At 63.8% G+C, this 21,045-nt stretch carries 20 protein-coding genes; 16 read left to right on the top strand and 4 right to left on the bottom strand.

Translation table 11 applies throughout. The features are described 5' to 3' along the window. Position 1 precedes the first annotated feature (1 nt). From grxC to AAC023_RS04065, 3 genes are read left to right on the top strand one after another with little or no spacing between them, the layout of a single operon-like run. A complete protein-coding gene (grxC, locus tag AAC023_RS04075; RefSeq protein WP_339738393.1) occupies positions 2-259 on the top strand; it encodes a glutaredoxin 3 in 258 nt (85 codons plus the stop codon). Then, positions 259-1,101, top strand: coding sequence for a carbon-nitrogen hydrolase family protein (locus tag AAC023_RS04070; RefSeq protein ID WP_339738391.1), 843 nt, complete (start codon positions 259-261; stop codon positions 1,099-1,101). Before grxC ends, AAC023_RS04070 begins: the two co-directional genes overlap by 1 nt. Beyond that, positions 1,098-1,520: a DUF1178 family protein gene (locus tag AAC023_RS04065; protein ID WP_339738389.1), complete on the top strand. Its 423-nt coding sequence runs from the start codon at positions 1,098-1,100 to the stop codon at positions 1,518-1,520. Before AAC023_RS04070 ends, AAC023_RS04065 begins: the two co-directional genes overlap by 4 nt. A gap of 16 nt (positions 1,521-1,536) precedes the next feature. Here AAC023_RS04065 and ubiG read toward each other — a convergent pair whose 3' ends face one another. Then, positions 1,537-2,301: a bifunctional 2-polyprenyl-6-hydroxyphenol methylase/3-demethylubiquinol 3-O-methyltransferase UbiG gene (gene ubiG / locus AAC023_RS04060; RefSeq protein WP_339738387.1), complete on the bottom strand. Its 765-nt coding sequence runs from the start codon at positions 2,299-2,301 to the stop codon at positions 1,537-1,539. Positions 2,302-2,507: 206 nt separating this feature from the next. Here ubiG and AAC023_RS04055 point away from each other — a divergent pair, with 206 nt between their 5' ends. The 6 genes from AAC023_RS04055 to AAC023_RS04030 all read left to right on the top strand — a co-directional run bounded on the left by AAC023_RS04055 (position 2,508) and on the right by AAC023_RS04030 (position 9,660). Next, positions 2,508-3,731 (top strand): aspartate kinase, encoded by a 1,224-nt coding sequence (locus AAC023_RS04055; protein WP_339738384.1) that lies wholly within the window; start codon positions 2,508-2,510, stop codon positions 3,729-3,731. Then, entirely contained in the window at positions 3,731-6,022 is a 2,292-nt protein-coding gene (gene ptsP, locus AAC023_RS04050; protein WP_339738382.1) for a phosphoenolpyruvate--protein phosphotransferase, read from the top strand. The genes AAC023_RS04055 and ptsP overlap by 1 nt, the downstream gene beginning before the upstream one ends. 85 nt (positions 6,023-6,107) lie before the next feature. Next, positions 6,108-6,953, top strand: coding sequence for a RodZ domain-containing protein (locus tag AAC023_RS04045; protein ID WP_339738381.1), 846 nt, complete (start codon positions 6,108-6,110; stop codon positions 6,951-6,953). Positions 6,954-7,037: 84 nt separating this feature from the next. Next, positions 7,038-8,198, top strand: a complete 1,161-nt coding sequence (gene ispG, locus AAC023_RS04040; protein WP_339738379.1) for a flavodoxin-dependent (E)-4-hydroxy-3-methylbut-2-enyl-diphosphate synthase — start codon at positions 7,038-7,040, stop codon at positions 8,196-8,198. After that, positions 8,195-8,545 (top strand): ArsC/Spx/MgsR family protein, encoded by a 351-nt coding sequence (locus AAC023_RS04035; protein ID WP_339738377.1) that lies wholly within the window; start codon positions 8,195-8,197, stop codon positions 8,543-8,545. The genes ispG and AAC023_RS04035 overlap by 4 nt, the downstream gene beginning before the upstream one ends. Continuing rightward, the gene (locus tag AAC023_RS04030; protein ID WP_339738376.1) at positions 8,542-9,660 is read left to right on the top strand and encodes a beta-eliminating lyase-related protein; all 1,119 of its coding nucleotides are present in this window, start codon (positions 8,542-8,544) and stop codon (positions 9,658-9,660) included. The genes AAC023_RS04035 and AAC023_RS04030 overlap by 4 nt, the downstream gene beginning before the upstream one ends. Here the strand turns inward: AAC023_RS04030 and AAC023_RS04025 are convergent. Then, a complete protein-coding gene (locus AAC023_RS04025; RefSeq protein WP_339738374.1) occupies positions 9,629-10,729 on the bottom strand; it encodes a PDZ domain-containing protein in 1,101 nt (366 codons plus the stop codon). The genes AAC023_RS04030 and AAC023_RS04025 overlap by 32 nt on opposite strands. Positions 10,730-10,796: 67 nt before the next feature. Here AAC023_RS04025 and AAC023_RS04020 point away from each other — a divergent pair, with 67 nt between their 5' ends. The 6 genes from AAC023_RS04020 (at position 10,797) to AAC023_RS03995 (ending at position 16,497) form a co-directional block, all read left to right on the top strand. After that, positions 10,797-11,378, top strand: coding sequence for a TIGR00730 family Rossman fold protein (locus tag AAC023_RS04020; RefSeq protein WP_339738372.1), 582 nt, complete (start codon positions 10,797-10,799; stop codon positions 11,376-11,378). A gap of 107 nt (positions 11,379-11,485) precedes the next feature. Then, complete coding sequence (locus tag AAC023_RS04015) at positions 11,486-11,902, top strand: MAPEG family protein (protein WP_339738370.1); 417 nt, start codon at positions 11,486-11,488, stop codon at positions 11,900-11,902. 57 nt (positions 11,903-11,959) lie between these two features. After that, the gene (gene prfA / locus AAC023_RS04010; protein WP_339738368.1) at positions 11,960-13,027 is read left to right on the top strand and encodes a peptide chain release factor 1; all 1,068 of its coding nucleotides are present in this window, start codon (positions 11,960-11,962) and stop codon (positions 13,025-13,027) included. Between the two features lie 87 nt (positions 13,028-13,114). Next, positions 13,115-14,470 carry an alpha/beta fold hydrolase gene (locus AAC023_RS04005; protein ID WP_339738366.1) on the top strand — a complete coding sequence of 452 codons (1,356 nt, stop codon included), beginning with the start codon at positions 13,115-13,117 and terminating at the stop codon, positions 14,468-14,470. Further along, the gene (gene prmC, locus AAC023_RS04000; RefSeq protein WP_339738365.1) at positions 14,467-15,429 is read left to right on the top strand and encodes a peptide chain release factor N(5)-glutamine methyltransferase; all 963 of its coding nucleotides are present in this window, start codon (positions 14,467-14,469) and stop codon (positions 15,427-15,429) included. The genes AAC023_RS04005 and prmC overlap by 4 nt, the downstream gene beginning before the upstream one ends. Positions 15,430-15,612: 183 nt before the next feature. After that, positions 15,613-16,497 (top strand): DUF4167 domain-containing protein, encoded by an 885-nt coding sequence (locus tag AAC023_RS03995; RefSeq protein WP_339738364.1) that lies wholly within the window; start codon positions 15,613-15,615, stop codon positions 16,495-16,497. 56 nt (positions 16,498-16,553) lie between these two features. Here AAC023_RS03995 and AAC023_RS03990 read toward each other — a convergent pair whose 3' ends face one another. Beyond that, on the bottom strand, positions 16,554-17,315 hold the full coding sequence (locus tag AAC023_RS03990) for an MOSC domain-containing protein (RefSeq protein WP_339738362.1): 762 nt from the start codon (positions 17,313-17,315) through the stop codon (positions 16,554-16,556). A gap of 158 nt (positions 17,316-17,473) precedes the next feature. Here AAC023_RS03990 and clpB point away from each other — a divergent pair, with 158 nt between their 5' ends. After that, positions 17,474-20,083 (top strand): ATP-dependent chaperone ClpB, encoded by a 2,610-nt coding sequence (gene clpB / locus AAC023_RS03985; protein ID WP_339738360.1) that lies wholly within the window; start codon positions 17,474-17,476, stop codon positions 20,081-20,083. 192 nt (positions 20,084-20,275) lie between these two features. On the opposite strand, the gene AAC023_RS03980 is transcribed toward clpB, so the two are convergent. Further along, complete coding sequence (locus tag AAC023_RS03980) at positions 20,276-20,713, bottom strand: glyoxalase superfamily protein (protein WP_339738358.1); 438 nt, start codon at positions 20,711-20,713, stop codon at positions 20,276-20,278. Between the last annotated feature and the right edge of the window lie 332 nt (positions 20,714-21,045).

Genomic DNA, 21,045 nt, shown 5'->3' with positions numbered 1-21,045 from the left:
AATGGCTAAAGTGACCATCTATACCCGACCCATGTGTGGCTATTGCGCCCGCGCGGTCTCGCTGCTGAAGTCGAAGAAAGTCGCATTCGAGGAAATCGATGCCGGATTCGACCAGACCAAGCGCGAGGAAATGGTGCAGCGCTCCAAGGGCGGACGCACTTTCCCGCAGATCTTTATCGGCAAGGACCATGTCGGCGGTTGTGATCAGCTCATGGCGCTGGAACGCGCGGGCAAGCTGGACGCAATGCTGAGCCTGTAATGAGCACGATCGCGACAGCGCTGATCCAGATGCGGTCCGGGATCGATCCCGCCGTCAATCTGGCTATGGCCTGCGATCTGATCCGCCAGGCAGCAGCGCGCGGCGCAACCCTGATTGCGACACCGGAAACGACGCATCTGGTGCAAAAGGATGCCGGGCACGCCTTTGCCGTGATGCGATCACCTGACGAGGATCCAGCGATCCCGGCCTTCGCGGCCCTGGCGAAAGACCTCGGCGTCACGCTTCTGATCGGCTCGCTGGCCGTCAAACTGGCGGACCGCCGGGCTGCCAACCGCTCCTTCCTGTTCGCGCCGGACGGGCGATTGCTCGCCAGTTACGACAAGGCGCACATGTTTGATGTCGGTTTGGGGCAGGGTGAAACCTACCGCGAATCCGCGAATTACCGGGCCGGTGACCGGCTGGTGCTGGCCGATATCGGCGCGGCGCGGCTCGGGCTGTCGATCTGCTATGATGTGCGCTTCGCCTATCTCTATCGACGCCTGGCCCAGGCCGGGGCGCAGATTCTCACTGTGCCGGCCGCCTTTACCCGGCCAACCGGGCGGGCTCATTGGGAAATCCTGTTGCGCGCGCGGGCGATCGAAACCGGTTCCTGGGTGATCGCGCCGGCCCAGGGCGGGCTGCACGAGGATGGACGCCGCACCTGGGGCCATTCCATGATTGTCGACCCCTGGGGCGCTGTAACGGCCATGCTTGATCATGATGAGCCGGGGATTCTGCTGGCCGAGTTGAATATGGACAGGGTTGCCGATGCCCGTTCGCGCATTCCGGCCCTGTTGCATGACCGCGAGCTGGGCGGGCCGGACGAGATGATCCTGCGATGATCCGCTATGCGCTCCTTTGTGATCAGGAGCACCGGTTCGAAGCCTGGTTTTCGAACTCTGCCGCCTTTGACGAGCAAAATGATCGCGGCCTGGTCGAGTGCCCGCAATGCGGTTCGGTGACGGTGCGCAAGGCGGTGATGTCACCGGCGGTCTCAACCTCGCGCAAACGCGATGCGACCCCGGAAGCAAAGCTGAAGGCGATGGCCTCGCAAGTGAAGGCGCATATTCGCAATAATTTCGACTATGTCGGTGAGGATTTCGCGGCCGAGGCGCGCGCCATTCACGCCGGCGACAAGCCGGACCGCCTGATCTATGGCGAGACCTCGCCCGAAGAGGGCGAGGCCTTGCGCGAAGAGGGGGTTCCGGTGGCACCCTTGCCGGACGCGCTTGCGCCGACGCCGCCGAAGAAGGCGAATTGATGGGCAGTTCCCGGCATCAAGCTTGCGGTTTGCGCGCGACCACCATGTAGTTCACGCTGGTATCATCGCCCAGTGTCCATTGGTCATTGAGCGGGTTGTAGCTGACGCCGACCGCGTCATCCGTCTCCATACCGCCTTCATGCAGGGCGGCGGTGAGTTCTCGGGGCTGGACCAGTTTATGGAAGCGATGCGTGCCGCGCGGCAGCCAGCCCATCACCCATTCCGCGCCGACAATGGCGAGTGCAAAGGCCTTGGAGGTCCGGTTGATCGTGGCGCAGATCATGAGCCCGCCCGGCTTTACCAGCGCCGAACAGTCGACGAGGAAAGTGTGGGGATTGGCGACATGCTCCATCACTTCCAGATTGAGCACGACATCGAAGGGGGGCTCACCGGTCTCGATCAATTGCTCGGCAACACCGTGGCGATAGTCGATCTCAAGTCCCTGTTCGGCGGCATGCACCGAGGCGGTCTTCACATTCGCTTCGGCGGCATCGACACCGGTGACGGCGGCGCCGAGGCGGGCCATGGGTTCAGACGCCAGCCCGCCGCCGCATCCGATATCGAGGACGCGCAAACCTTCGAAGGGGCGTGTCCCGGAGCGGCCGAAATGGCCGCAGATCGTGTCGCGAATGAAGGCTAGCCGGATCGGGTTGAATTTGTGCAACGGCTTGAACTTGGAGTCCGGATCCCACCATTCTGCAGCAATGCGCGAGAATTTCTCGACTTCCTCCGGATCGACCGAAGGGCGGGAGAGGGTTTCCGGTGCGGCAGTGCTGGCCATGCCTGTTCTCCTGGTGCGCGAAATCTCGCGATATTGCGTTCGGGCGTTGCGTACAAGGCTTCGCCCAAGTAGGAAACCGCGATAGCACTGCGGTGGCGATCCGCGATATCCTGACAGCCATATTATGGCCCTACCGGACGGGCTAATCGAGCCGGGTGCGACGTTTTGCACAGTCATGGCTTCGAAAATCAGCGAGGGCAGCCGGAATGACACGTGTCGTTGCCAAATTTGGCGGGAGTTCGGTCGGCACGATCGAGCGTATCCGTCATGCTGCCGGCCTTGTCGCCGATGCGGTTGCGCGCGGCGAAACGCTCGCAGTCGTGGTCTCTGCCATGGCTGGCGAGACGGATCGGCTGCTTGGACTGGCCGGCGAGTTCGGTGCCGGGCTGGGTGATGCAGAAACCGATGTTGCGCTCGCCGCCGGCGAGCAGGTGGCCGCGGCGCTGATGGCGCTGGCGCTGCGCGAGCGCGGTCTGCAGGCGCGTTCCTTCCTCGGCTGGCAGGCGCCCGTCTTCACCGATGGTCCACCGGGCGCGGCCCGGATCGCCGGCATGGAGGCCGCCGGCTTCGAAGCGGCGATGGCGGCCGGTATCATACCGGTTCTGGCCGGCTATCAGGGTATTGCCGAAGACGGCGGGCTGCGCACGCTCGGGCGTGGCGGTACTGATCTCTCCGCGGCGGCCCTGGCTGCTGCGCTCGGTGCGCGCTGCGATATCTACACCGATGTCGACGGCGTCTACACCACGGATCCGCGCATTGAACCGGCGGCACGCCGGCTGGACGCGATCAGTCATGACGAAATGCTTGAGCTGGCGGCCCAGGGTGCCAAGGTCTTGCAGGCGCGTTCAGTCGAGTTCGCGAAGTCGCGCCATGTGCCGATGCGGGTCCTGTCCAGCTTTCTTGCCGCCGGCCAGAGCCGTGGCACCGATATCGTCGCCGACCGCGATATCGCCGAGCGTCGTGTCGTGTCGGGTGTCGCCTATGCCCGCGACCAGGCCCGTATCGCGGTTCTGGGTGCCGCGCCGCACTCGCGCTTTGCCAGCGAAACCTTTGCCATTCTCGCCAATGCCGAAATCGGCGTCGACATGATCGTCCAGGCCCATGGACGCGAGCCGGATACGGTCAATCTGGAATTTTCAGTTGCGCACCGTGACCTTGATCGTGCCCAATCAGCCCTCGAACAGGGATTGCCGGGATTGCGGATCGGTTCGGAAACCGGGCTTGCCAAGGTCTCGGTCGTTGGTGCCGGCCTGCGGCAACGGGCCGATGTCGCCCGATCACTGTTCGGCGTGCTCGATCAAAGCGGGATTGCGGTAAAAGTACTGGCAACGTCCGAGATCAAGATCTCGGCGCTGATTGATAATGACGCGGTCGAGCGCGCCGTGCGGGCGCTGCACGCGGCCTATGGCCTGGATCGAATGGGGAATTGATGGAAGCGAAAACGCCCAATACCCGTGACCCGCGCCGCCTGCTCAGGCGTATGCGCGAGCTGATGGCGACGCGTGAGAATGCCCAGGACCGGCTCGACCACCTGACCACGCTGATCGCCGATGAGGCCGGCTGGGACGTGTGTTCGATCTATCTGGCCCGGCGCTCCAGCGCCCTCGAACTATGCGCCACCCACGGATTGAAGGCTGAAGCCGTCCACCATACCCGCCTGCAACCTGGTGAGGGCCTGGTTGGTCTGGTGGCGCGGCGGGCGCGCCCGTTTGCGACCTTTGATGCCCGTTCGCACCCCGCCTTTTCCTACCGGCCTGAGACCGGTGAGGAGCCCTTCAATACCTTTGTCGGCGTGCCGATCCTGCGCGGTGGCCGCCTGGTCGGAGTGTTGACGGCGCAGTCAGCGGTCGAACGCCAGGTTGGCGAGGACGAGATCGACTCGCTGCAGACCGTGGCCATGGTGCTGGCCGAGATTGTGGCTTCCGGCGACATTGTGGATTCCGAGGAAATGGCCGGCCTCGATGTGCGCCAGTCCAAGCCGGAACGGCTCCAGGGCGGGGCGTTTTCCGGCGGGCTGGTCAAGGGTGTGGCGGTGTTGTTCGAGCCGCATGTCGGTTCCGACCGTTTGATCTCCGAAGATGCGGCAGGCGAAGAGGACCGGCTCGACACGGCGATCGACGGATTGCGCTCCTCGATCGATGACATGCTGGAAAGCGGGCGCGTGCCCTTCGGTGGCCCGACGCGCGACGTGTTGCAGGCCTATCGCATGTTTGCCCATGATCGCGGCTGGCTGGAACGTCTGCGCGAGGCGGTCCGGCTCGGACTGACGGCGGAAGCGGCGATCGAGCGCGTGCGCAATGAAAACCGGGCCCGTTTGATGAAGGCGGCCGACCTGACCTTCCGCGAACGGCTTCATGACCTGGAAGATCTGGCCAATCGTCTGCTGCGTCATCTCGACGGAAAGACGGCGCCGCAGCTCGATCTGCCCGATAATGCGATCCTGATTGCCCGCAATATCGGCCCTGCCGAACTGCTTGATTTCGACCGCACCAAACTGCTTGGCGTGGCGCTGGAAGAGGGGTCGGCTTCCTCCCATGCGGCCATTGTCGCCAAGGCCCTCGGCATCCCCCTGATAGGCCGCCTTGAAGGCGCACTCGATCGTGCGGAGAATGGCGATCCGGTGATCCTCGATGCCGAGTTCGGCGTGTTGCATATCCGCCCGACCGCCGATGTGATCGAAGCCTATGACGAGCGCCTGCAAGCCCTGTCGCTTCGCCGCCTCTCCTATGCGGAGATGCGCGGCCCGTCGGTGACGCTGGATGGGACCCGGATCGGTCTGCACATCAATGCCGGCCTGCTGGTTGAATTGAGCCATCTCGAACAGGCCGGAGCTGATGGCGTCGGGCTGTTTCGCACCGAATTCCAGTTCATGGTTGCCGACACCCTGCCGCGGCTCGATGCCCAGGCAGCGGTCTATCGCGCCGTGCTCGATGCGGCCGACGGCAAGCCGGTCGTGTTCCGGACCCTCGATTTGGGCGGCGACAAGGTGGCGCCCTTCGCGCCCTCAATGGTCGAACCCAATCCGGCGCTGGGCTGGCGCGCCATCCGCATGGGTCTCGATCGGCCCGGTCTGTTGCGCTACCAGCTGCGCGCCCTGATCCAGGCTGCCGCCGGCCGGCCGCTGCATGTGATGTTCCCGATGATTTCCGCACCGTGGGAGATGCGCGCGGCTCGCGCCATGCTCGAGCGGGAATTGCAGCATGCCGAGCATAACGGGCATCCCGTCCCGTCGGAGGTCAAAATCGGCCTGATGCTTGAAACCCCCGGCATCGCCTGGGCGATCGAGCATGTGATCGATGCCGTCGACTTTGTGTCCGTCGGTGCCAATGATCTGATGCAGTATTTCTTCGCCGCCGACCGGCAAAACGCCCGTGTCTCGGATCGGTACGATGTGCTCTCTCCGGCGGCGCTCGGCCTGTTCCGGCAAATCCGCAATGCTTGTGCCAAGCATGATGTTCCGGTGTCGGTTTGTGGGGAGATTGCCGCCAAGCCGCTGGAGGCTGCAGTCCTGATAGGGCTTGGTTACCGAAGTCTTTCCATGGCTACCGGCAATCTGGGCCCGATCAAGAAAATGGTCTCCGGGCTCGACGCCGCCAAGCTTGGCACCTGGCTTGCTAGCCGTATGGATAGCCCGGCCGATAGCTTGAGACCGCTCTTGCTGAACGCCGGTGCCGAAGCCGGATTACCTGGCGAGGCTGTTGAAAACGGGCGCAGAATTTGATCTTATGGTTAAGAGTGGTCCGGGTAAGTCCCGATCATCTGCCCTGAGTGAGCATTCGGCCCCGGTCGGGGGAGGGGTTTAGGGTATGTCGAGTCAAATAGGAATGGCGGGTTTTGTGCCAGTAGATGCGGTGTTTTCGGAGAGTGGCGCGAGTTATGTGCAGCATTCAGCGGGTGACCGGCTGCGCGAGGCACGCACCAAGGCGGGCCTGACGCTTGATCTGGCAGCTGCCCGTACGCGCATCCGCCGTGATTACCTTGAAGCCCTTGAAACCATGGACACACGCGGCCTGCCGGCGCGTGCCTATGCAATCGGCTATCTGCGGACCTATGCCAGCTTTCTGGCGATTGAACCGGTTGGCATTGTCGAGCAATTCAAGCGTGAGGTTGATACCGAGACCGGCCGTGCCGTGCCCTCGGCTTCGGCCAAGACGCGCGACCCGATCAAATTGCCGCGCGGTGCCTTCGGCGCCGTTCTCATCCTGGTTTGTGTCGCGTCGGTCGCCTGGTGGTATGCCGAGCAATCGCCATCATTCGGCGTGATCGCCAATATGCCTTCGCCGCCCGATGCGGCTCCGGAGTGGGCACGGGCTGATTTTCAACCCGCTCGCCTTCCGGCCGATGTCGGAACGATCTGGACCGGCGTTCCCCTTGGCGATGTCGCCGAAACGGACCGGCTGACGCTGCGTGCCACGGCGCCGACGACGCTGGAAGTCCAGGACGCTTCGGGCCGGATCCTGTATTCGCGCACGCTGGCAGCCGGTGATGTCTATCAGGCGCGCGAAGACGGGCTGACCTTTTCGGCGTCCGATGCCGGAGCGATTCAGCTGGAACGCGGCGGCGTCGAACTCGGCACACTTGGTGCGGCTGGGATTCCCGTCGAGAATATCGCCCTGGCCCAGGCCGAGACTGCTGTAGCCGATCCTGAATAATTCCCGGCGCCGGCTCGCAAGCCTGACGCAATCCCGCTATATCAGGAGCTCATGCTGACGCGCCTCGCGTTATCGGAGCCCGCCATGTCTGCCATCATCCCTGAACGTGCCCACGATCCCCGTTCCGTGCGCCCCTGGCGCATGATTGACCGGCGCAAGAGCCGCACGATCCGGATCGGAAAGCTGGAAATCGGTGGCGATGCCCCGATCAGCGTCCAGACCATGACCAATACGCTGACTTCTGATGCCAGTGCCACGATTGGCCAGATCCGGCGTTGTGAGGAGGCCGGGGTTGATATCGTGCGGGTCTCCTGTCCCGATGAAGCTTCGACCGCTGCGCTCAAGACCATTGTCCAGGCCTCCACCGTGCCGCTGATTGCGGACATCCATTTTCACTACAAGCGCGGTATCGAGGCGGCCAAGGCCGGCGCGGCCTGTCTGCGCATCAATCCGGGCAATATCGGCTCGATGGACCGGGTGCGCGATGTCGTGCAGGCGGCGCGTGATCATGGCTGTGCCATCCGCATCGGCGTCAATGCCGGCTCGCTGGAAAAGCATCTTCTGGAAAAATACGGCGAACCCTGCCCCGATGCGATGGTGGAAAGCGCGCTCGAGCATGCCCGTATCCTCGATGATCTCGATTTCCACGACTACAAGATCTCGGTCAAATCCTCTGACACCTTCATGACGGTCGCGGCCTATCAGCAACTCTCCGAAGCGACCGATGCCCCCTTGCATCTGGGCGTCACTGAAGCGGGCGGCACCCGTATCGGCACGGTGAAGTCCTCGATCGGCATCGGCTCCCTGCTCTGGGCCGGCATTGGTGACACCATCCGCGTCTCGCTCTCGGCCGAGCCCGAGGAAGAGGTGAAGGTCGGTTTCGATATTCTCAAATCGCTGGGGCTGCGCACGCGCGGCGTCAATATCATTGCCTGTCCCTCCTGCGCGCGGCAGGGCTTCGATGTCATCCGCACAGTGGAAACCCTCGAGGCACGCCTGGCGCATATCTCCGAGCCGATTTCGCTCTCGATCATCGGCTGCGTCGTCAACGGGCCGGGCGAAGCGCTGATGACCGATCTCGGCTTCACCGGCGGCGGCGCCGGGCGCGGCAAGATGTATGTCTCCGGCAAGCCGGACCACAACACGTCCAATGAAGACATGGTCGAACACATCGTTGATCTGGTCGAGGCGCGGGCCGCGCTGTTGCGGGCCGAACGCGAAGCAGCAGAGGCGGCGGCGCAATGATCACCCTGTACGGCCTGAAAAACTGCGACACCTGCAAACTCGCGCTCAGGGAAATCACCGCAGCGGGGCTTGAACACCGCTTCGTCGATATCCGCAGCGATGCCGATCTGATGGCCTTGATCCCGGTGTGGCTGAAACTGGCCGGCGCCAAGGCACTGCTCAACACACGCTCGACCACCTGGCGTGGCCTGTCGATCCAGGACAAGCAATTGGCCGATAGCGAGCCGGCGGCGGTGTTGATTGCCAACCCGACCCTGGTCAAGCGGCCGGTGATCACGCTGGATGGCAAGCTGCATGTCGGCTGGACGTCGGCGGTTCGTGAGGCTGTGCTGGGGGCTGCGGCATGACGATTGATGCCGGATTGCGGGACAGTTGCGAGATCCATCTCGGCTTCCCGCATCACGGTGCGGAAACGGCGGGCGACCATTTGCGCGCTGTGGCTGATTTCATGGATTGCGAGGGGCTGGACGCCGAGATGTATCTCGGCGGGCCGATGGTCGCGGCGCTGGAGGCGAAGATCGCCAACCTGCTCGGCAAGCCGGCAGCGATGTGGTGCCCCACCGGTACACTGGCCCAGGGCATCGCGGCTCGCATTCATGCCGGCCGCAGCGGGCGCGACACGATACAGCTTCACCCAACCTCGCATCTCGAACTGCATGAGGAGCGCGGCTATCATTTTGCGCACGGGCTTGATGCGACGCTGATCGGCGAATGGTCATCACCGCTCACGGCCAATGATCTGCAGCCCGGTGCCGCCTGTGCCATTATCGAATTGCCGCAGCGCCATAATGGCGGCGCCCTGCCGTCCTGGGAGGCCTTGCAGGCGATCAAGGCCCGCGCCGGGGCCCTTGACCTGCCCTTGCACCTGGATGGTGCCCGCCTTTGGTCGACACGGCCCTTTTATGACGAGCGGACCTATGCCGCGATCTGTGAGGGTTTCGCCTCGGTCTATGTCTCGCTCTACAAGGATATTGGTGCTCTCGGTGGCGCGGTGCTGGCGGGCGATGATGATTTTATCGCCGAGGCGCGGCTGTGGCTGGCGCGGTTTGGCGGCCGCATCGTCTCACCCGTGCCGATGGTGCCCGACGCGCTGCGTCTGATCGACCGGCGGCTCGAGCTGATGCCGGCCTTCGTTGCGCGGGCCCGTGCGCTGGCCGCGGCCCTGTCTGCGGTTGAGGGCATCGTCGTGACGCCACAGTCACCGCATGTGAACATGTTCCACTTGCGCCTACCGTGTGACGCGCCAACAGCGGAACGGGGGCGCGACGAGGCTGCGCGACAGACCGGCGTCTGGCTCGGCAATCGTTTCTGGGATCTGGAAGACGCGCCGGTGTGTGCGCTGGAAATCACGGCCGGTGAATATCTGCTTGGCCTGCCCGACGACCGTCTGGTCGATGCCGTCACGGTGCTCGCCGGCCATGTCGCCGCCGCTATTCGACCAGGGCAAACAGAACCAGCGTAAGTGTCATCGCCTGGCCATTGCGGATCAGGCTGACCACGAGCGTATTGTCCGCCGGTGGACCGTCACAGCCGCGCACATCGAGCGAATCCCCATTGAATCCGGTGACGATATCGCCCGCTTGTATTCCACCGCGGCTGGCCGGGGTGTCGGCAATCACGGACCCGACCCGGTAACCCAGCGGGTGTGGTTCGAACACCATGCCATGATCATAGTCCGGTTCGAAGGTGATCGGGATTTCGGGGTGATGGCGCACCATGCGCACGCGCTCGGTCACCTGGTCGAACGTCCAGGTGAAATGGCGCATCACTTCGCCGCCGATCAATTCGGTCCCGGGCGTGGATTGCAGGGTCGGTGTGATCAGCTGGTTCGGGCCGATGCGTGCATTCAGCCGCGAGCGGGCGCCGGAGCGTTCCTCGACTTCACGCAGGCGCATCGAGGCGCCGGTCGGACGCGGCGGCTCGAAGGTGTCGTAGAGATCGATCCGGCGCACAGCGAGACTGGTCATGGCGGCCCCGCTATCAATCAGCATCCGGCGCCGGCGATCAGGAAACTCCACCACCATCCAGGGCCGGTAATCGGGGCCATTGGCATCGAATACGGTGACTCCGTCGGGCGGCGGTAGCCGGCCCTCTTCCAGGCGCATCTCGCCATGCTCGTAGTCCAGCGTCAGAAGGTAATCGCTAAAGGCACCGAAGGAGAGGATGCCGTCGATCGGATGTCCCAGGGCGCGGGCGAGATGGTCGAGCTGGCCGACGCGGGCCTGCAGGCGATTGATCGAGATCGGGCCGGCCTGCGCATCGCTGATATTGGCGCGGTCACGCACGCCGAGCCGGATACCGCTGACGCGTTCGATACTGTCGGGATCGACATAGGATGACGAAGCGCCGGTGTCGTGCAGGAACCAGAGTGTGCGGTCGGCCGGATAGCCCTCGCGCGGCGCGAGCGTAATCGGGATCAGAAAATAGCCGCGGCAGATGACGGTGGGTATGACGACCGGGTCGGCGGCGCCTGCGGCGCTGCCAATGCTCAGGAAACTTGCGATGGCCAGCAATGCGTGATGGATCGACACACCAAAACTCCGAACCTGCTGGATAACTTACCCGGGTCACCGGTGCCGCCAAGGGGGAATGCAGCCAATGAAATCGATTTGCGTGTATTGCGGCTCCAATCCGGGCCGCGATCCGGAGTTCGTCACGGCGGCCCGGGCGGTCGGATCGCGGCTCGCAAGGGTGGGTCTCGATATTGTCTATGGTGGCGGCCAGGTGGGGCTGATGGGCGAAGTTGCCGATGCCGCCCTCGATGCCGGCGGCCGGGTGGTCGGTGTCATTCCCGAATTCCTCGCCCTTAAGGAAATCGCTCATCTCGATCTGAGCGAGCTTTATGTCGTGCAGTCCATGCACGCCCGCAAGGCAAAAATGGCGCATTTGTCGGACGCTTTTATCGCCCTGCCGGGAGGCATTGGCACGATGGAGGAATTGTTCGAGATCTGGACCTGGGGCCAATTGGGTCAGCACCGCAAACCGGTCGGCCTGCTCAATGTTCATGGCTATTACGATGATCTTGTCGCCTTTCTCGACAAGATGGCCGACCAGAACTTCCTCGCCGCCGATCATCGCGCCTCGCTGATGGTCGCCGACCGGATCGATGATCTGCTCGAGGCCTTTCGCGGCTATGAGGCACCGCCGGGGGATATCCGGCTGAAGACGCTCCAGACCTGACACCGCCGCCAGTCGTGTATGCATGAAGGCCATGCAGGGCGAGAAAACCATCGCATCGCGGATCGAAACCGGTCTAGTCTCATCGCGAACAATCAGGGGATATCAATATGTATGCGACTATTCTGACGCCTGTGCTGGCGATGATCGTCTGGACCTTGGTGATGTGGCTGTGGATGTATGCCACCCGCATTCCGGCCATGCAGAAGGCCGGCATCAATGCGGCGAAGATGAAGGCCAAGAGCGAGATGGATGTCCTCCCGGTCGAGGTCCGCCGCATCGCCGACAATTATAATCACCTGCATGAGCAGCCGACGGTCTTCTACGCCCTGGTCGTCTATTGCCACCTGGTCGGTCTGGCCGATCCGCTCATGATCGGGCTGGCCTGGGGCTATGTCGCGCTGCGCGTACTGCACAGCCTGATCCAGGCCTTGTGGAACTTTATCCCCGTGCGCTTCCTCGTCTTTATCAGCTCGACAATCGTGCTGATCGTGATGTCGGTGAGGGCCGTGCTGGCGCTTCTCTAGCGGGGCAAACAGCCGCGCGGCATTTGCAAGAACAGCGTCAGGTGCTAACCGAGCGGCATGCACACTCCCGCTTCCAGACTCGCGCAAGTCATTGATCGCTTCGACCAGGTCGAGGCGCGGCTCGGCGCTGCCTCCGACTCCTCAGAGATCGTCAAACTCTCCAAGGAGCACGCCGAGCTGCGGCCGGTAGCGGAAAAAGCCAAGGCCCTGCGCGCCGCCCGCACCGAACTCGACGAACTCGCCGAGATGATGGAGAGCGGCGATGCGGAAATGGCGGACCTGGCGCGTGAGGAATTCTACGAGCTGAAGGAAACCCTTCCCGCGCTCGAGCTTGAAATGAGTCTGGCGCTCCTGCCCAAGGACAAGGATGATGCGGCCAATGCGCTGATCGAAATCCGCGCCGGCACCGGCGGTGATGAGGCAGCGTTGTTCGCGGGCGATCTCTATCGCATGTATGAGCGCTATGCCCAGCTGCAGGGCTGGAGCTGGGAGCTGGCCTCGGCCTCGGAAGGCGAGCATGGCGGCTATAAGGAAGTCATCGCCTCGATCTCGGGCAATGGCGTGTTCGGGCGGCTGAAATTCGAGAGCGGCGTGCACCGTGTTCAGCGCGTGCCGGCGACGGAAAGCCAGGGCCGTATTCATACTTCCGCCGCGACGGTCGCGATCATGCCGCAGCCGGAAGATATCGATATCGAGCTCAATATGAGCGAAATTCGGGTCGATACGATGCGCGCCTCCGGCGCTGGCGGCCAGCACGTCAACAAGACCGATTCCGCAGTGCGCATGACGCATCTGCCAACCGGGATCGCCGTCGTCTGCCAGGAAAAGTCCCAGCACCAGAACCGCGCCAAGGCGATCGAATTGCTGAAAGCCAAGCTCTATGACATGCAGCGCGAGGCGGCCAATGCCGAGCGCGCCGCCGAGCGCAAGGGCCAGATCGGCTCCGGCGACCGCTCCGAACGTATCCGTACCTATAATTACCCCCAGGGCCGGGTTTCCGATCACCGCATCAATCTCACCCTCTACAAGCTCGACGACATTGTCGCGGGCGACGGGCTTGATGAAGTCGTCTCCGCCCTGATCGCCGAAGACCAGGCCGCCCGTCTGGCGGCCTTGGAGGATTGAGGCGCGCCGGTCCCGGTTGACGGGGGTGCGGGGCCACGGTCCTCTGTTGCCCCGGGCATTTGAGATCCGGCACGCTTGGAGATGCCCATGTTGAAGTCCGGTTTTGTTTTGGCGCTTGGCGCTGCGGGGCTGCTCACGGCGTGTTCCGGCAATGAGGCGCTGGATCCGGCCGCGATCTGCCATGTCGGCGTCTATCAGGCCGCATCCGGTTCGATCATCGATCTCGCACCGGTCGCGGGCGCCGATCTGCGCTGGCGCGCTCTTGACGGTCAGGTTGGACGCATCTCCGTGGGCGAGAATGGCCTCTGGTCGGGAACGACCGGCTGGACCGATCAGCCCAACCCGGCCCGTTTCGATCTCGGCGAATGCGGCACGACCAGCCTCACCATTGAAGGCCTCGACGGGTATAATGGCGTCGCCGAGCGCATCGCGCTGGACATCATCGACACCGAATTTGAAAGCGACGGGCTGACACTGGCCGGGCGTCTGGTTCTGCCACAAGGCACGCAGCCGGTCCCGATCGCGGTCTGGGTGCATGGATCGGAGCGCGATTCGGCCCTCGACTGGGCCTATGCCCAGCGCATGATGCCGGCGCAGGGCGTGGGCATTTTTGTCTATGACAAGCGCGGTACTGGCGCTTCCGAGGGGGAATACTCCCAGGATTTCGAGGCCCTGGCCCGCGATGCCGCCATGGCCCTGCAGCGCGCCCGCGAACTGGCCGGGCCACGGGCCGGACGCGTCGGCCTGTTTGGTGGCAGCCAGGGCGGCTGGGTTGCGCCCCTGGCGGCGACGATGAGCGATGCCGAATTTGTCATGGTCAGTTTCGGCATGATGGTGGCCCCGACCGACGAGGACGCGTCGGAAGTCCAGCTCGAACTGCGCGCGGCCGGCTATGATGATGAGGTGCTGGCAAGGGCCGCACAGGTTACTGATGTCACCGGCCGCCTGATGGCCTCGGGCTTCGCCGACGGCCGCGAGGATTTTGCACGGCTGAAACAGCAATGGGGTGATGAAGCCTGGTTCCGGGCCATTGAGGGCGAGTATTCCGGCCAGATGCTGGATGCCGGCGTCACCGGCTTCAAATTTGTCTATCTCAACTTTTTCGATGCCGGCACCAGCTGGGGGCATGATTCCATCGCGGTCATGAACCAGGTCGAGGTGCCGGTTTTGTGGGTGCTCGCCGGGCAGGACCGCGAGGCACCACCGGATGCGACGCGCGATATCCTGCACCAGCTGATCGCCGAAGGCCGGGCGATCGAACTGGTCGAGTTCGCAAATGCAGATCACGGAATACTCGAATTCGTCGAAACCGGGGCGGGCCGGGAATCGACGCGCTATGCCGAGGGCTATTTCCGGCTGCTGGGCGACTGGGCCCGCAATGGCCGGCTTGACGGCCCCTATGGCGAGGCCCGTCTTCCTGAAGCGGTGGTGCAAGAGCCGTGACCAGGGACTCTGCTTCCGGAGCCGCCTTCGAGAAGGCGGTGCAATCTCACGCGGCCGACCAGGCCAGCCGGCCCGGCTTTGCACTGGTCCAGGCCTGGCAGGGAATGGACCTGGCCGGGATCCGCCGTCATCTGGTCGCGGCGCTGCGCGCGGTCGGGATCGACGAGGCCGATGATGATGCCCGTTTCCTGATAGGCCATGTCCTGGAACCCGTCAGCCTCGCCCAGGCGCTGGCCGATGCGGCCCTGTGGTCCTGGCAGGATGCGACCCGTCTGGCTGATCTGGCCGCCTTGCGTCTGCAGCGCGTGCCATTGTCTCAGATTCTCGGAAGCAAGCCCTTCTGGACGCTGGATTTGAAAGTCACCGGCGATGTCCTCACCCCGCGCGCCGATACCGAGGCGCTGGTCGAGGCCGTGCTGGCGCGCTGCGCGGACAAGCCGCTGCATATGCTCGATCTCGGCACCGGTTCCGGCGCGATCCTGGCGGCCCTCCTCAGCGAGCGTCCGGCCTGGACGGGGCAGGGTGTTGATCTGTCGCCGGCGGCCCTGGCCGTGGCACAGCAGAATATCGATGCGTGCGCGCTGACGGCACGGGCGCAACTGGCGCGCGGGCGCTGGGGCGAGAGCCTGCGCGGTCACAGCTTTGATCTGGTCGTGTCCAACCCGCCCTATATCGTGCGCGAGGTTCTGGCCAGGCTCGAGCCGGAAGTGCGCGATCACGAACCGGCCCTGGCGCTGGATGGCGGCGAGGACGGGCTTGATGCCTATCGCGTCATCATTGCCGATCTGCCGCGCCTGCTCAGGCCCGGTGGCTGTTTTGCCCTGGAGATCGGCTTCGATCAGGCCGACGCGGTTCTGGGATTGGCTGCAGCGGCCGGTCTGACGGCGCTGGAATGCCTGCCTGACCTGTCAGGGCATGATCGTGTCGTGCTCGGGCGGGCGGTTTTGCAGAACGGTTAAAATCGCTTGGAAAGCGTTTCGCCGCAGGCTAGGTTTTACGACAACAGGCGGGGCGTGCCACTTTTTGGGGCCTAGCGCGGTCGGATCCACTGCCTGTTTTGCTCCGGCCAATCAAGATCAATCGTTTCATCAGGGTGCAAGATCACGCCCCTGCAACTGAACAACAAGGTCACATTGTCAGATATGAATCGCTGGAAAACAGGGGCGGGCGATAACAAGCGCCAACGCGGCCGTGGGCGGAAGCCGAGCAATCCTTCCAATCGCAGCTATGAGAGCAATGGTCCGGAAGTCAAAATCCGCGGCAATGCTCCCCAGATTTTTGACAAATACGTTCAACTGGCGCGCGATGCGATGCTGGCGGGCGACCGGGTGCGGGCCGAGAATCTCTACCAGCACGCCGAGCATTATTTCCGCCTCATCCAGGCCAGCCAGCCCAAGCGCGACTCCAATCCGGACGACGCGAATGAGGTGGACGAGGATGACGGGCCGGACGTTGCGGATGATGGCTATGAGCGCTTCAGCGACCGGGTCGAGGAACGCGATCAGAACAACCAGAACAACAACACTAATAGTGGCGGTGATCGCAATCGCGACAACAACAATCGCGACAACAACAATCGCGACAACAATCGCGACAATAATCGCGGCGACCAGAACCGCAATCGCGAGCCGCGCCGTGGCCGCCAGCCGCGCCAGCCGCGCAATGAGTCGCAGCAGAGCGATCCGCTCAATGTCGTGACGCCGGAAGGCGAGGCCCAGCCTCAAGCCCAGCCGCAGGCTCAGCCTGACACCGGCTCGCGCCATCCGATTCACGCACCGATCACGCCGTCGAGCGTCGCGCCGGCCGCGTCCGAGAATCGTAATACTGCGCCGGATGCGGCAAGTGATGACGAGGCGCCACGTCGCGCCCGCCGTCCGCGCCGTCCACGCAATGAAGAGGGTGATGCCGGTGCGGCGCCAGCCGCTGAAGAGGCCAAGCCCGCCAAGGCACCGCGCGCACCGCGTGCGTCCCGGGCCAAGCCCAAGGACGACACGTCCGGCGGCGGTTCGGAGAGCGACGCCGCCTGATCGCGATGCGAGCGAATAAAAACAGGGACCCGTTGCTTGCCGCAGCGGGTCCTTTTTTATGCTACGCGGTGCTTCACACCATCCCCGACCGCGATCTGCCCCCCGTCTTCAACACGCAGATATATCCCGCAATCGGCATGGCCGTAATGCGTCATCAGCGCCGCCGGCAGATCGAAATCGCGTGTCGCCGTCACCGGATTGATGCTGGTGGCGACGCAGCGGCGAATGCGGCTCTGGCCGTGCAGGCGCACGTCCCCGACCGACACGTCGCGACCGATCCAGTCGAACTCGGCCCAGGGTTCCAGCCCGTCGATCAGGAGATTGCCGCGAAAGCGAATCGGATCGATGGCGTGGCCGGTGCGCGCCTCGAGATCGCGCACCGAGGCGGCATTGATCAGCGAGATGAAAGGGTCTGGGATATCCGTCAGGGCCTGGCCGGGGATATGGGCGAATCTGAGCGCACCGCGGACCTGTTCGCCGAGCAGGGTCTCAAGCCGGGCCATGAGTGGGCCATGGCTGGCGGCGTCGTCCAGCGCGACGGTGAGCCTCTCGCCATCCGGCCAGATGGTGGTGAAGCCGCGCCCGGCCGTGTCGTAGCGGGTCTGCAGAAGCGCCAGATCGGTCTGGCCAGCCAGCATCAGGAAATGCTTCTTCTTTACATGCGCCGGATGCGCCGGATCGAAATCGCCGGGCCCATTCTCGATCGCCCAGGCGCGGTCGTGCGGCAGGGTCTGGCCGGCGGCGAGTTCAACCCGCTCCAGCCGGTCAGGGCCGAAGCCCTTGACCGGAAAGCGGGTGATGGCGGTGAGCTGCGGCATGTCCGGAAGTAACCTTTCACGGTTTGGGGGCAATCTGTCGCGGACCGATCCCTTGTGTGATGCAAGTGCAACACCTACATCGAAAGCAACCCGCGGTTCCGGCGTGCTTTCCCAAGGCGCCGGGCCGCACCTTATCTCGCCTTTTTTGGGGGATCGACATGGAATTCGATAAATACACAGACCGCGCCAAGACCATTGTCCAGGGCGCCCAGACGCTGGCCCTCAAGGCCGGCCACCAGCAATTCACGCCCGAGCACGTGCTCAAGGCGCTGCTCGACGATACGGCCGGTCTCGCGACCAATCTGATCAAGTCGGCCGGCGGCAGCGCGCATCAGGTCATTGATGGCGTCACCGCGGCGCTCGCCGCCCTGCCCAAGGTCGAAGGCGGCGAGGGCAAGCTCTATATGGCGCCGCCGACGGCCAAGCTGTTCGACGCGGCCCAGGAGGCTGCCACCAAGGCCGGCGATGAATACGTCACCGCCGAGCGACTGCTGCAGGCATTGAGCCTGCAATCGGGCACCAAGGCCTTCGATATCCTGAAAGCCGCCGGTGTCACGCCGCAGGGCCTCAACACCGCGATCAATGATCTGCGTCAGGGCCGCACCGCCGATAGTCAGTCGGCGGAAGACACCTATGAAGCGCTGAAGAAATATGCCCGCGACCTCACCGAGGTGGCGCGCGAAGGCAAGCTCGACCCGGTGATCGGCCGCGACGAGGAAATTCGCCGTGCCATCCAGGTCCTGTCGCGCCGGACCAAGAACAATCCGGTCCTGATCGGTGAGCCCGGCGTCGGCAAGACCGCCATCGCCGAAGGCTTGGCGCTGCGCATCGTCAATGGCGATGTGCCCGAAAGCCTGAAGGAAAAGCGCCTGCTGGCGCTCGATATGGGTGCCCTGATCGCCGGTGCGAAATTCCGCGGCGAGTTTGAGGAACGCCTCAAATCCGTGCTCAATGAAGTCACGGCCGCCAATGGCCAGATCATCCTCTTCATTGACGAAATGCACACGCTGGTCGGTGCCGGCAAGGGCGATGGCGCCATGGATGCGTCCAATCTCCTCAAGCCTGCGCTCGCACGCGGCGAGCTGCATTGTATCGGCGCCACGACGCTGGACGAATACCGCAAGCATGTCGAAAAGGACGCGGCCCTGGCGCGGCGTTTCCAGCCGGTCATGGTCGAGGAGCCGACCGTCGAAGATACGGTCTCGATCCTGCGCGGGCTGAAGGAGAAATATGAAGTGCACCATGGCGTGCGCATCGCCGACAGCGCCATTGTTGCGGCCGCCAATCTGTCCAATCGCTATATCACCAACCGCTTCCTGCCCGACAAGGCGATCGATCTGATGGACGAGGCCTCGGCCCGTCTGCGCATGCAGATCGACAGCAAGCCGGAAGAACTCGACGAGATCGATCGCCGCGCGATCCAGCTCAAGATCGAGGCCGAAGCGATGAAAAAGGAGTCCGACGAGGCCTCCAAGGAACGCCTCGCCGCGATCTCCAAGGAGGTGGCCGAGCTGGAATCGCGTTCCGCCGAGCTGACCGCGACCTGGCGCGCCGAAAAGGCGAAACTCGCCGGCGCGACGACGCTCAAGGAATCGATCGAGCTGGCCCGGGCCGAACTGGCCGATGCCGAACGGCGCGGCGATCTGGGCCGTGCGTCGGAGATCAAATACGGCCAATTGCCCGATCTCGAGAGCCGTCTCGCCCTCGCCGAGACCAGCAGTGATGACGGTGAGCACACGATGCAGGAAGTCGTCGATGACGAGCAGATCGCCCAGATCGTCTCGCGCTGGACCGGCGTGCCTGTCGACAAGATGCTCGAAGGCGAGCGCGACAAGCTCCTGCGCATGGAAGAAGCCCTGCATGGCCGCGTTGTCGGCCAGCAAACAGCGCTGGAAGCCGTCTCCGATGCCGTCCGCCGCGCGCGTGCCGGCCTCAAGGATCCGGCGCGTCCGATCGGCTCCTTCATGTTCCTCGGCCCCACGGGCGTCGGCAAGACCGAGCTGACCAAGGCGCTGGCCGCCTTTCTGTTCGACGACGAACACGCGGTCACCCGCATGGACATGTCGGAATACATGGAGAAACACTCCGTCTCGCGCATGATCGGCGCGCCTCCGGGCTATGTCGGTTATGAGGAGGGCGGGGCTCTCACCGAAGCCGTCCGCCGCCGGCCCTATCAGGTGATCCTGCTCGACGAGATCGAGAAGGCGCACCCGGATGTCTTCAACGTGCTGCTGCAGGTTCTCGATGACGGACGTCTCACCGACGGGCAGGGCCGCACGGTCGATTTCCGCAATACGATCATCATCATGACCTCCAATCTCGGGGCCGAGCATCTGCAGGCCGTCGAGAATTCCGAGGATGCCCGCGAAATGGTGATGGAGGCCGTGCGCCTGCATTTCCGTCCGGAATTCCTCAACCGGGTCGACGAGATCGTCCTGTTCAACAAGCTGGCTCGCGAGGATATGGGCGCCATCGTCGATATCCAGATGAAGCGTCTGGAAAAACTCCTGGCCGATCGTCGCATGACGATCGATCTCGACGCCTCGGCTCGCGACTGGATCGCCGCCAAGGGCTATGACCCCGCCTACGGGGCCCGCCCGCTCAAGCGCGTGATCCAGAAAGACCTCCAGGACCCGCTCGCGCGGATGCTGCTGGAAGGTACAATCAAGGACGGCGAGAATATCGTCGTCTCAAGCGAGGCCGGGGTGCTGACCATCAATGGTGTCGCCATTGGCGAGAAGCGGCCCTTGAAGGCGGTGGTGAATTAAGGGCTCTGCGGAGCGTTGAATGAAGAACGGCCGGAGCGCGATGCGCTTTCCGGCCGTTTTTTCGCGCCGCATTGCCACAATTCTCCGTCATCCTGGCGAAAGCCAGGACCTCGAGCCGGCACGTGCGGAACCTGTGATATCAAGGTCCCGACTTTCGTCGGAATGACGCGGGGTGCGGGCGCGGACCGCTCCCTAAACCGCGATCGCCATCTGCGGCGCGCCATTGCCGGTCAGAGCCGGCGAGCGCCCATCGGCGCCCACCGTGCAATTCACCCGTTTGCGAAACGCCGAGAAACTGTCGAATGTCACGACATCGACCGGTTCGTCGAACTCGACCGTCAGCCGGTAATGGCTGCCATGATTGAGCTGGGCCAAGGCGATGATTTCGCCCCTGAAAGCCTGGCCGAGATAGAGGCCGGTGATGTGGGCACCGAGCGCCAGCGGGCTGGCCGGGCGGTTGCCGGCTGCGGCGTGGAGCGTGTTCCAGTCGCGATAGCCATGCTGGTGGGCCAGCAATTCGAGCGCTTCGCTGTGGGAGATGAAATTGCCCTCGGCCGTCAGGCTCTGGCGCAAACGTTTGGCCTGGGCCTTGAGGACCTCAAGCGCGGGGAGAGTCTGGATAATGGACATGTCGTCGCCTGTCTCAGTGACTGCATGCGTATTTCGGACGGGGCTCGCCTTGCCATCACACCGCATGACACTGGGTCGACGGATGAAGTCACTTCAGAGATTTCACCAGGGCTTGCGCCTGCGAGCGGCGGGTATCTCCAGACCCGTGAGGCGGCATATGCCGCCCCGCCGGGCCCAAGTCAAGAGACGGCCTAGCGCGCGCCGTTGCTCGCATCCGCCATCAGCGGCGTGTCGGTGGCATTGGCTGGCCGGGCGCCGTCGCGGATGGCGATGATGCGATCGCGCTCGGCGATGAAGGCCGGCATATCGCTGTCTGTCAGCTGGCGGCCGGT

This window comes from uncultured Maricaulis sp. (assembly GCF_963976135.1).
Classification (GTDB): domain Bacteria; phylum Pseudomonadota; class Alphaproteobacteria; order Caulobacterales; family Maricaulaceae; genus Maricaulis.
Note: the sequence above shows the minus strand (reverse complement) of the source record. Positions and strands in the feature narration are given on the sequence as shown.

Excerpts from the sequence above, each read along its gene's own strand:
- AAC023_RS04015 (WP_339738370.1), top strand. The coding sequence starts at position 11,486 with ATGTATGCGACTATTCTGACGCCTGTGCTGGCGATGATCGTCTGGACC.
- AAC023_RS03980 (WP_339738358.1), bottom strand. The coding sequence starts at position 20,713 with ATGTCCATTATCCAGACTCTCCCCGCGCTTGAGGTCCTCAAGGCCCAG.
- grxC (WP_339738393.1), top strand. The coding sequence starts at position 2 with ATGGCTAAAGTGACCATCTATACCCGACCCATGTGTGGCTATTGCGCC.
- ubiG (WP_339738387.1), bottom strand. The coding sequence starts at position 2,301 with ATGGCCAGCACTGCCGCACCGGAAACCCTCTCCCGCCCTTCGGTCGAT.
- ptsP (WP_339738382.1), top strand. The coding sequence starts at position 3,731 with ATGGAAGCGAAAACGCCCAATACCCGTGACCCGCGCCGCCTGCTCAGG.
- AAC023_RS04035 (WP_339738377.1), top strand. The coding sequence starts at position 8,195 with ATGATCACCCTGTACGGCCTGAAAAACTGCGACACCTGCAAACTCGCG.
- AAC023_RS04070 (WP_339738391.1), top strand. The coding sequence starts at position 259 with ATGAGCACGATCGCGACAGCGCTGATCCAGATGCGGTCCGGGATCGAT.
- AAC023_RS04030 (WP_339738376.1), top strand. The coding sequence starts at position 8,542 with ATGACGATTGATGCCGGATTGCGGGACAGTTGCGAGATCCATCTCGGC.
- AAC023_RS04055 (WP_339738384.1), top strand. The coding sequence starts at position 2,508 with ATGACACGTGTCGTTGCCAAATTTGGCGGGAGTTCGGTCGGCACGATC.
- AAC023_RS04065 (WP_339738389.1), top strand. The coding sequence starts at position 1,098 with ATGATCCGCTATGCGCTCCTTTGTGATCAGGAGCACCGGTTCGAAGCC.
- AAC023_RS04045 (WP_339738381.1), top strand. The coding sequence starts at position 6,108 with ATGTCGAGTCAAATAGGAATGGCGGGTTTTGTGCCAGTAGATGCGGTG.
- AAC023_RS03995 (WP_339738364.1), top strand. The coding sequence starts at position 15,613 with ATGAATCGCTGGAAAACAGGGGCGGGCGATAACAAGCGCCAACGCGGC.
- clpB (WP_339738360.1), top strand. The coding sequence starts at position 17,474 with ATGGAATTCGATAAATACACAGACCGCGCCAAGACCATTGTCCAGGGC.
- ispG (WP_339738379.1), top strand. The coding sequence starts at position 7,038 with ATGTCTGCCATCATCCCTGAACGTGCCCACGATCCCCGTTCCGTGCGC.
- AAC023_RS04005 (WP_339738366.1), top strand. The coding sequence starts at position 13,115 with ATGTTGAAGTCCGGTTTTGTTTTGGCGCTTGGCGCTGCGGGGCTGCTC.
- AAC023_RS04020 (WP_339738372.1), top strand. The coding sequence starts at position 10,797 with ATGAAATCGATTTGCGTGTATTGCGGCTCCAATCCGGGCCGCGATCCG.
- prfA (WP_339738368.1), top strand. The coding sequence starts at position 11,960 with ATGCACACTCCCGCTTCCAGACTCGCGCAAGTCATTGATCGCTTCGAC.
- AAC023_RS03990 (WP_339738362.1), bottom strand. The coding sequence starts at position 17,315 with ATGCCGCAGCTCACCGCCATCACCCGCTTTCCGGTCAAGGGCTTCGGC.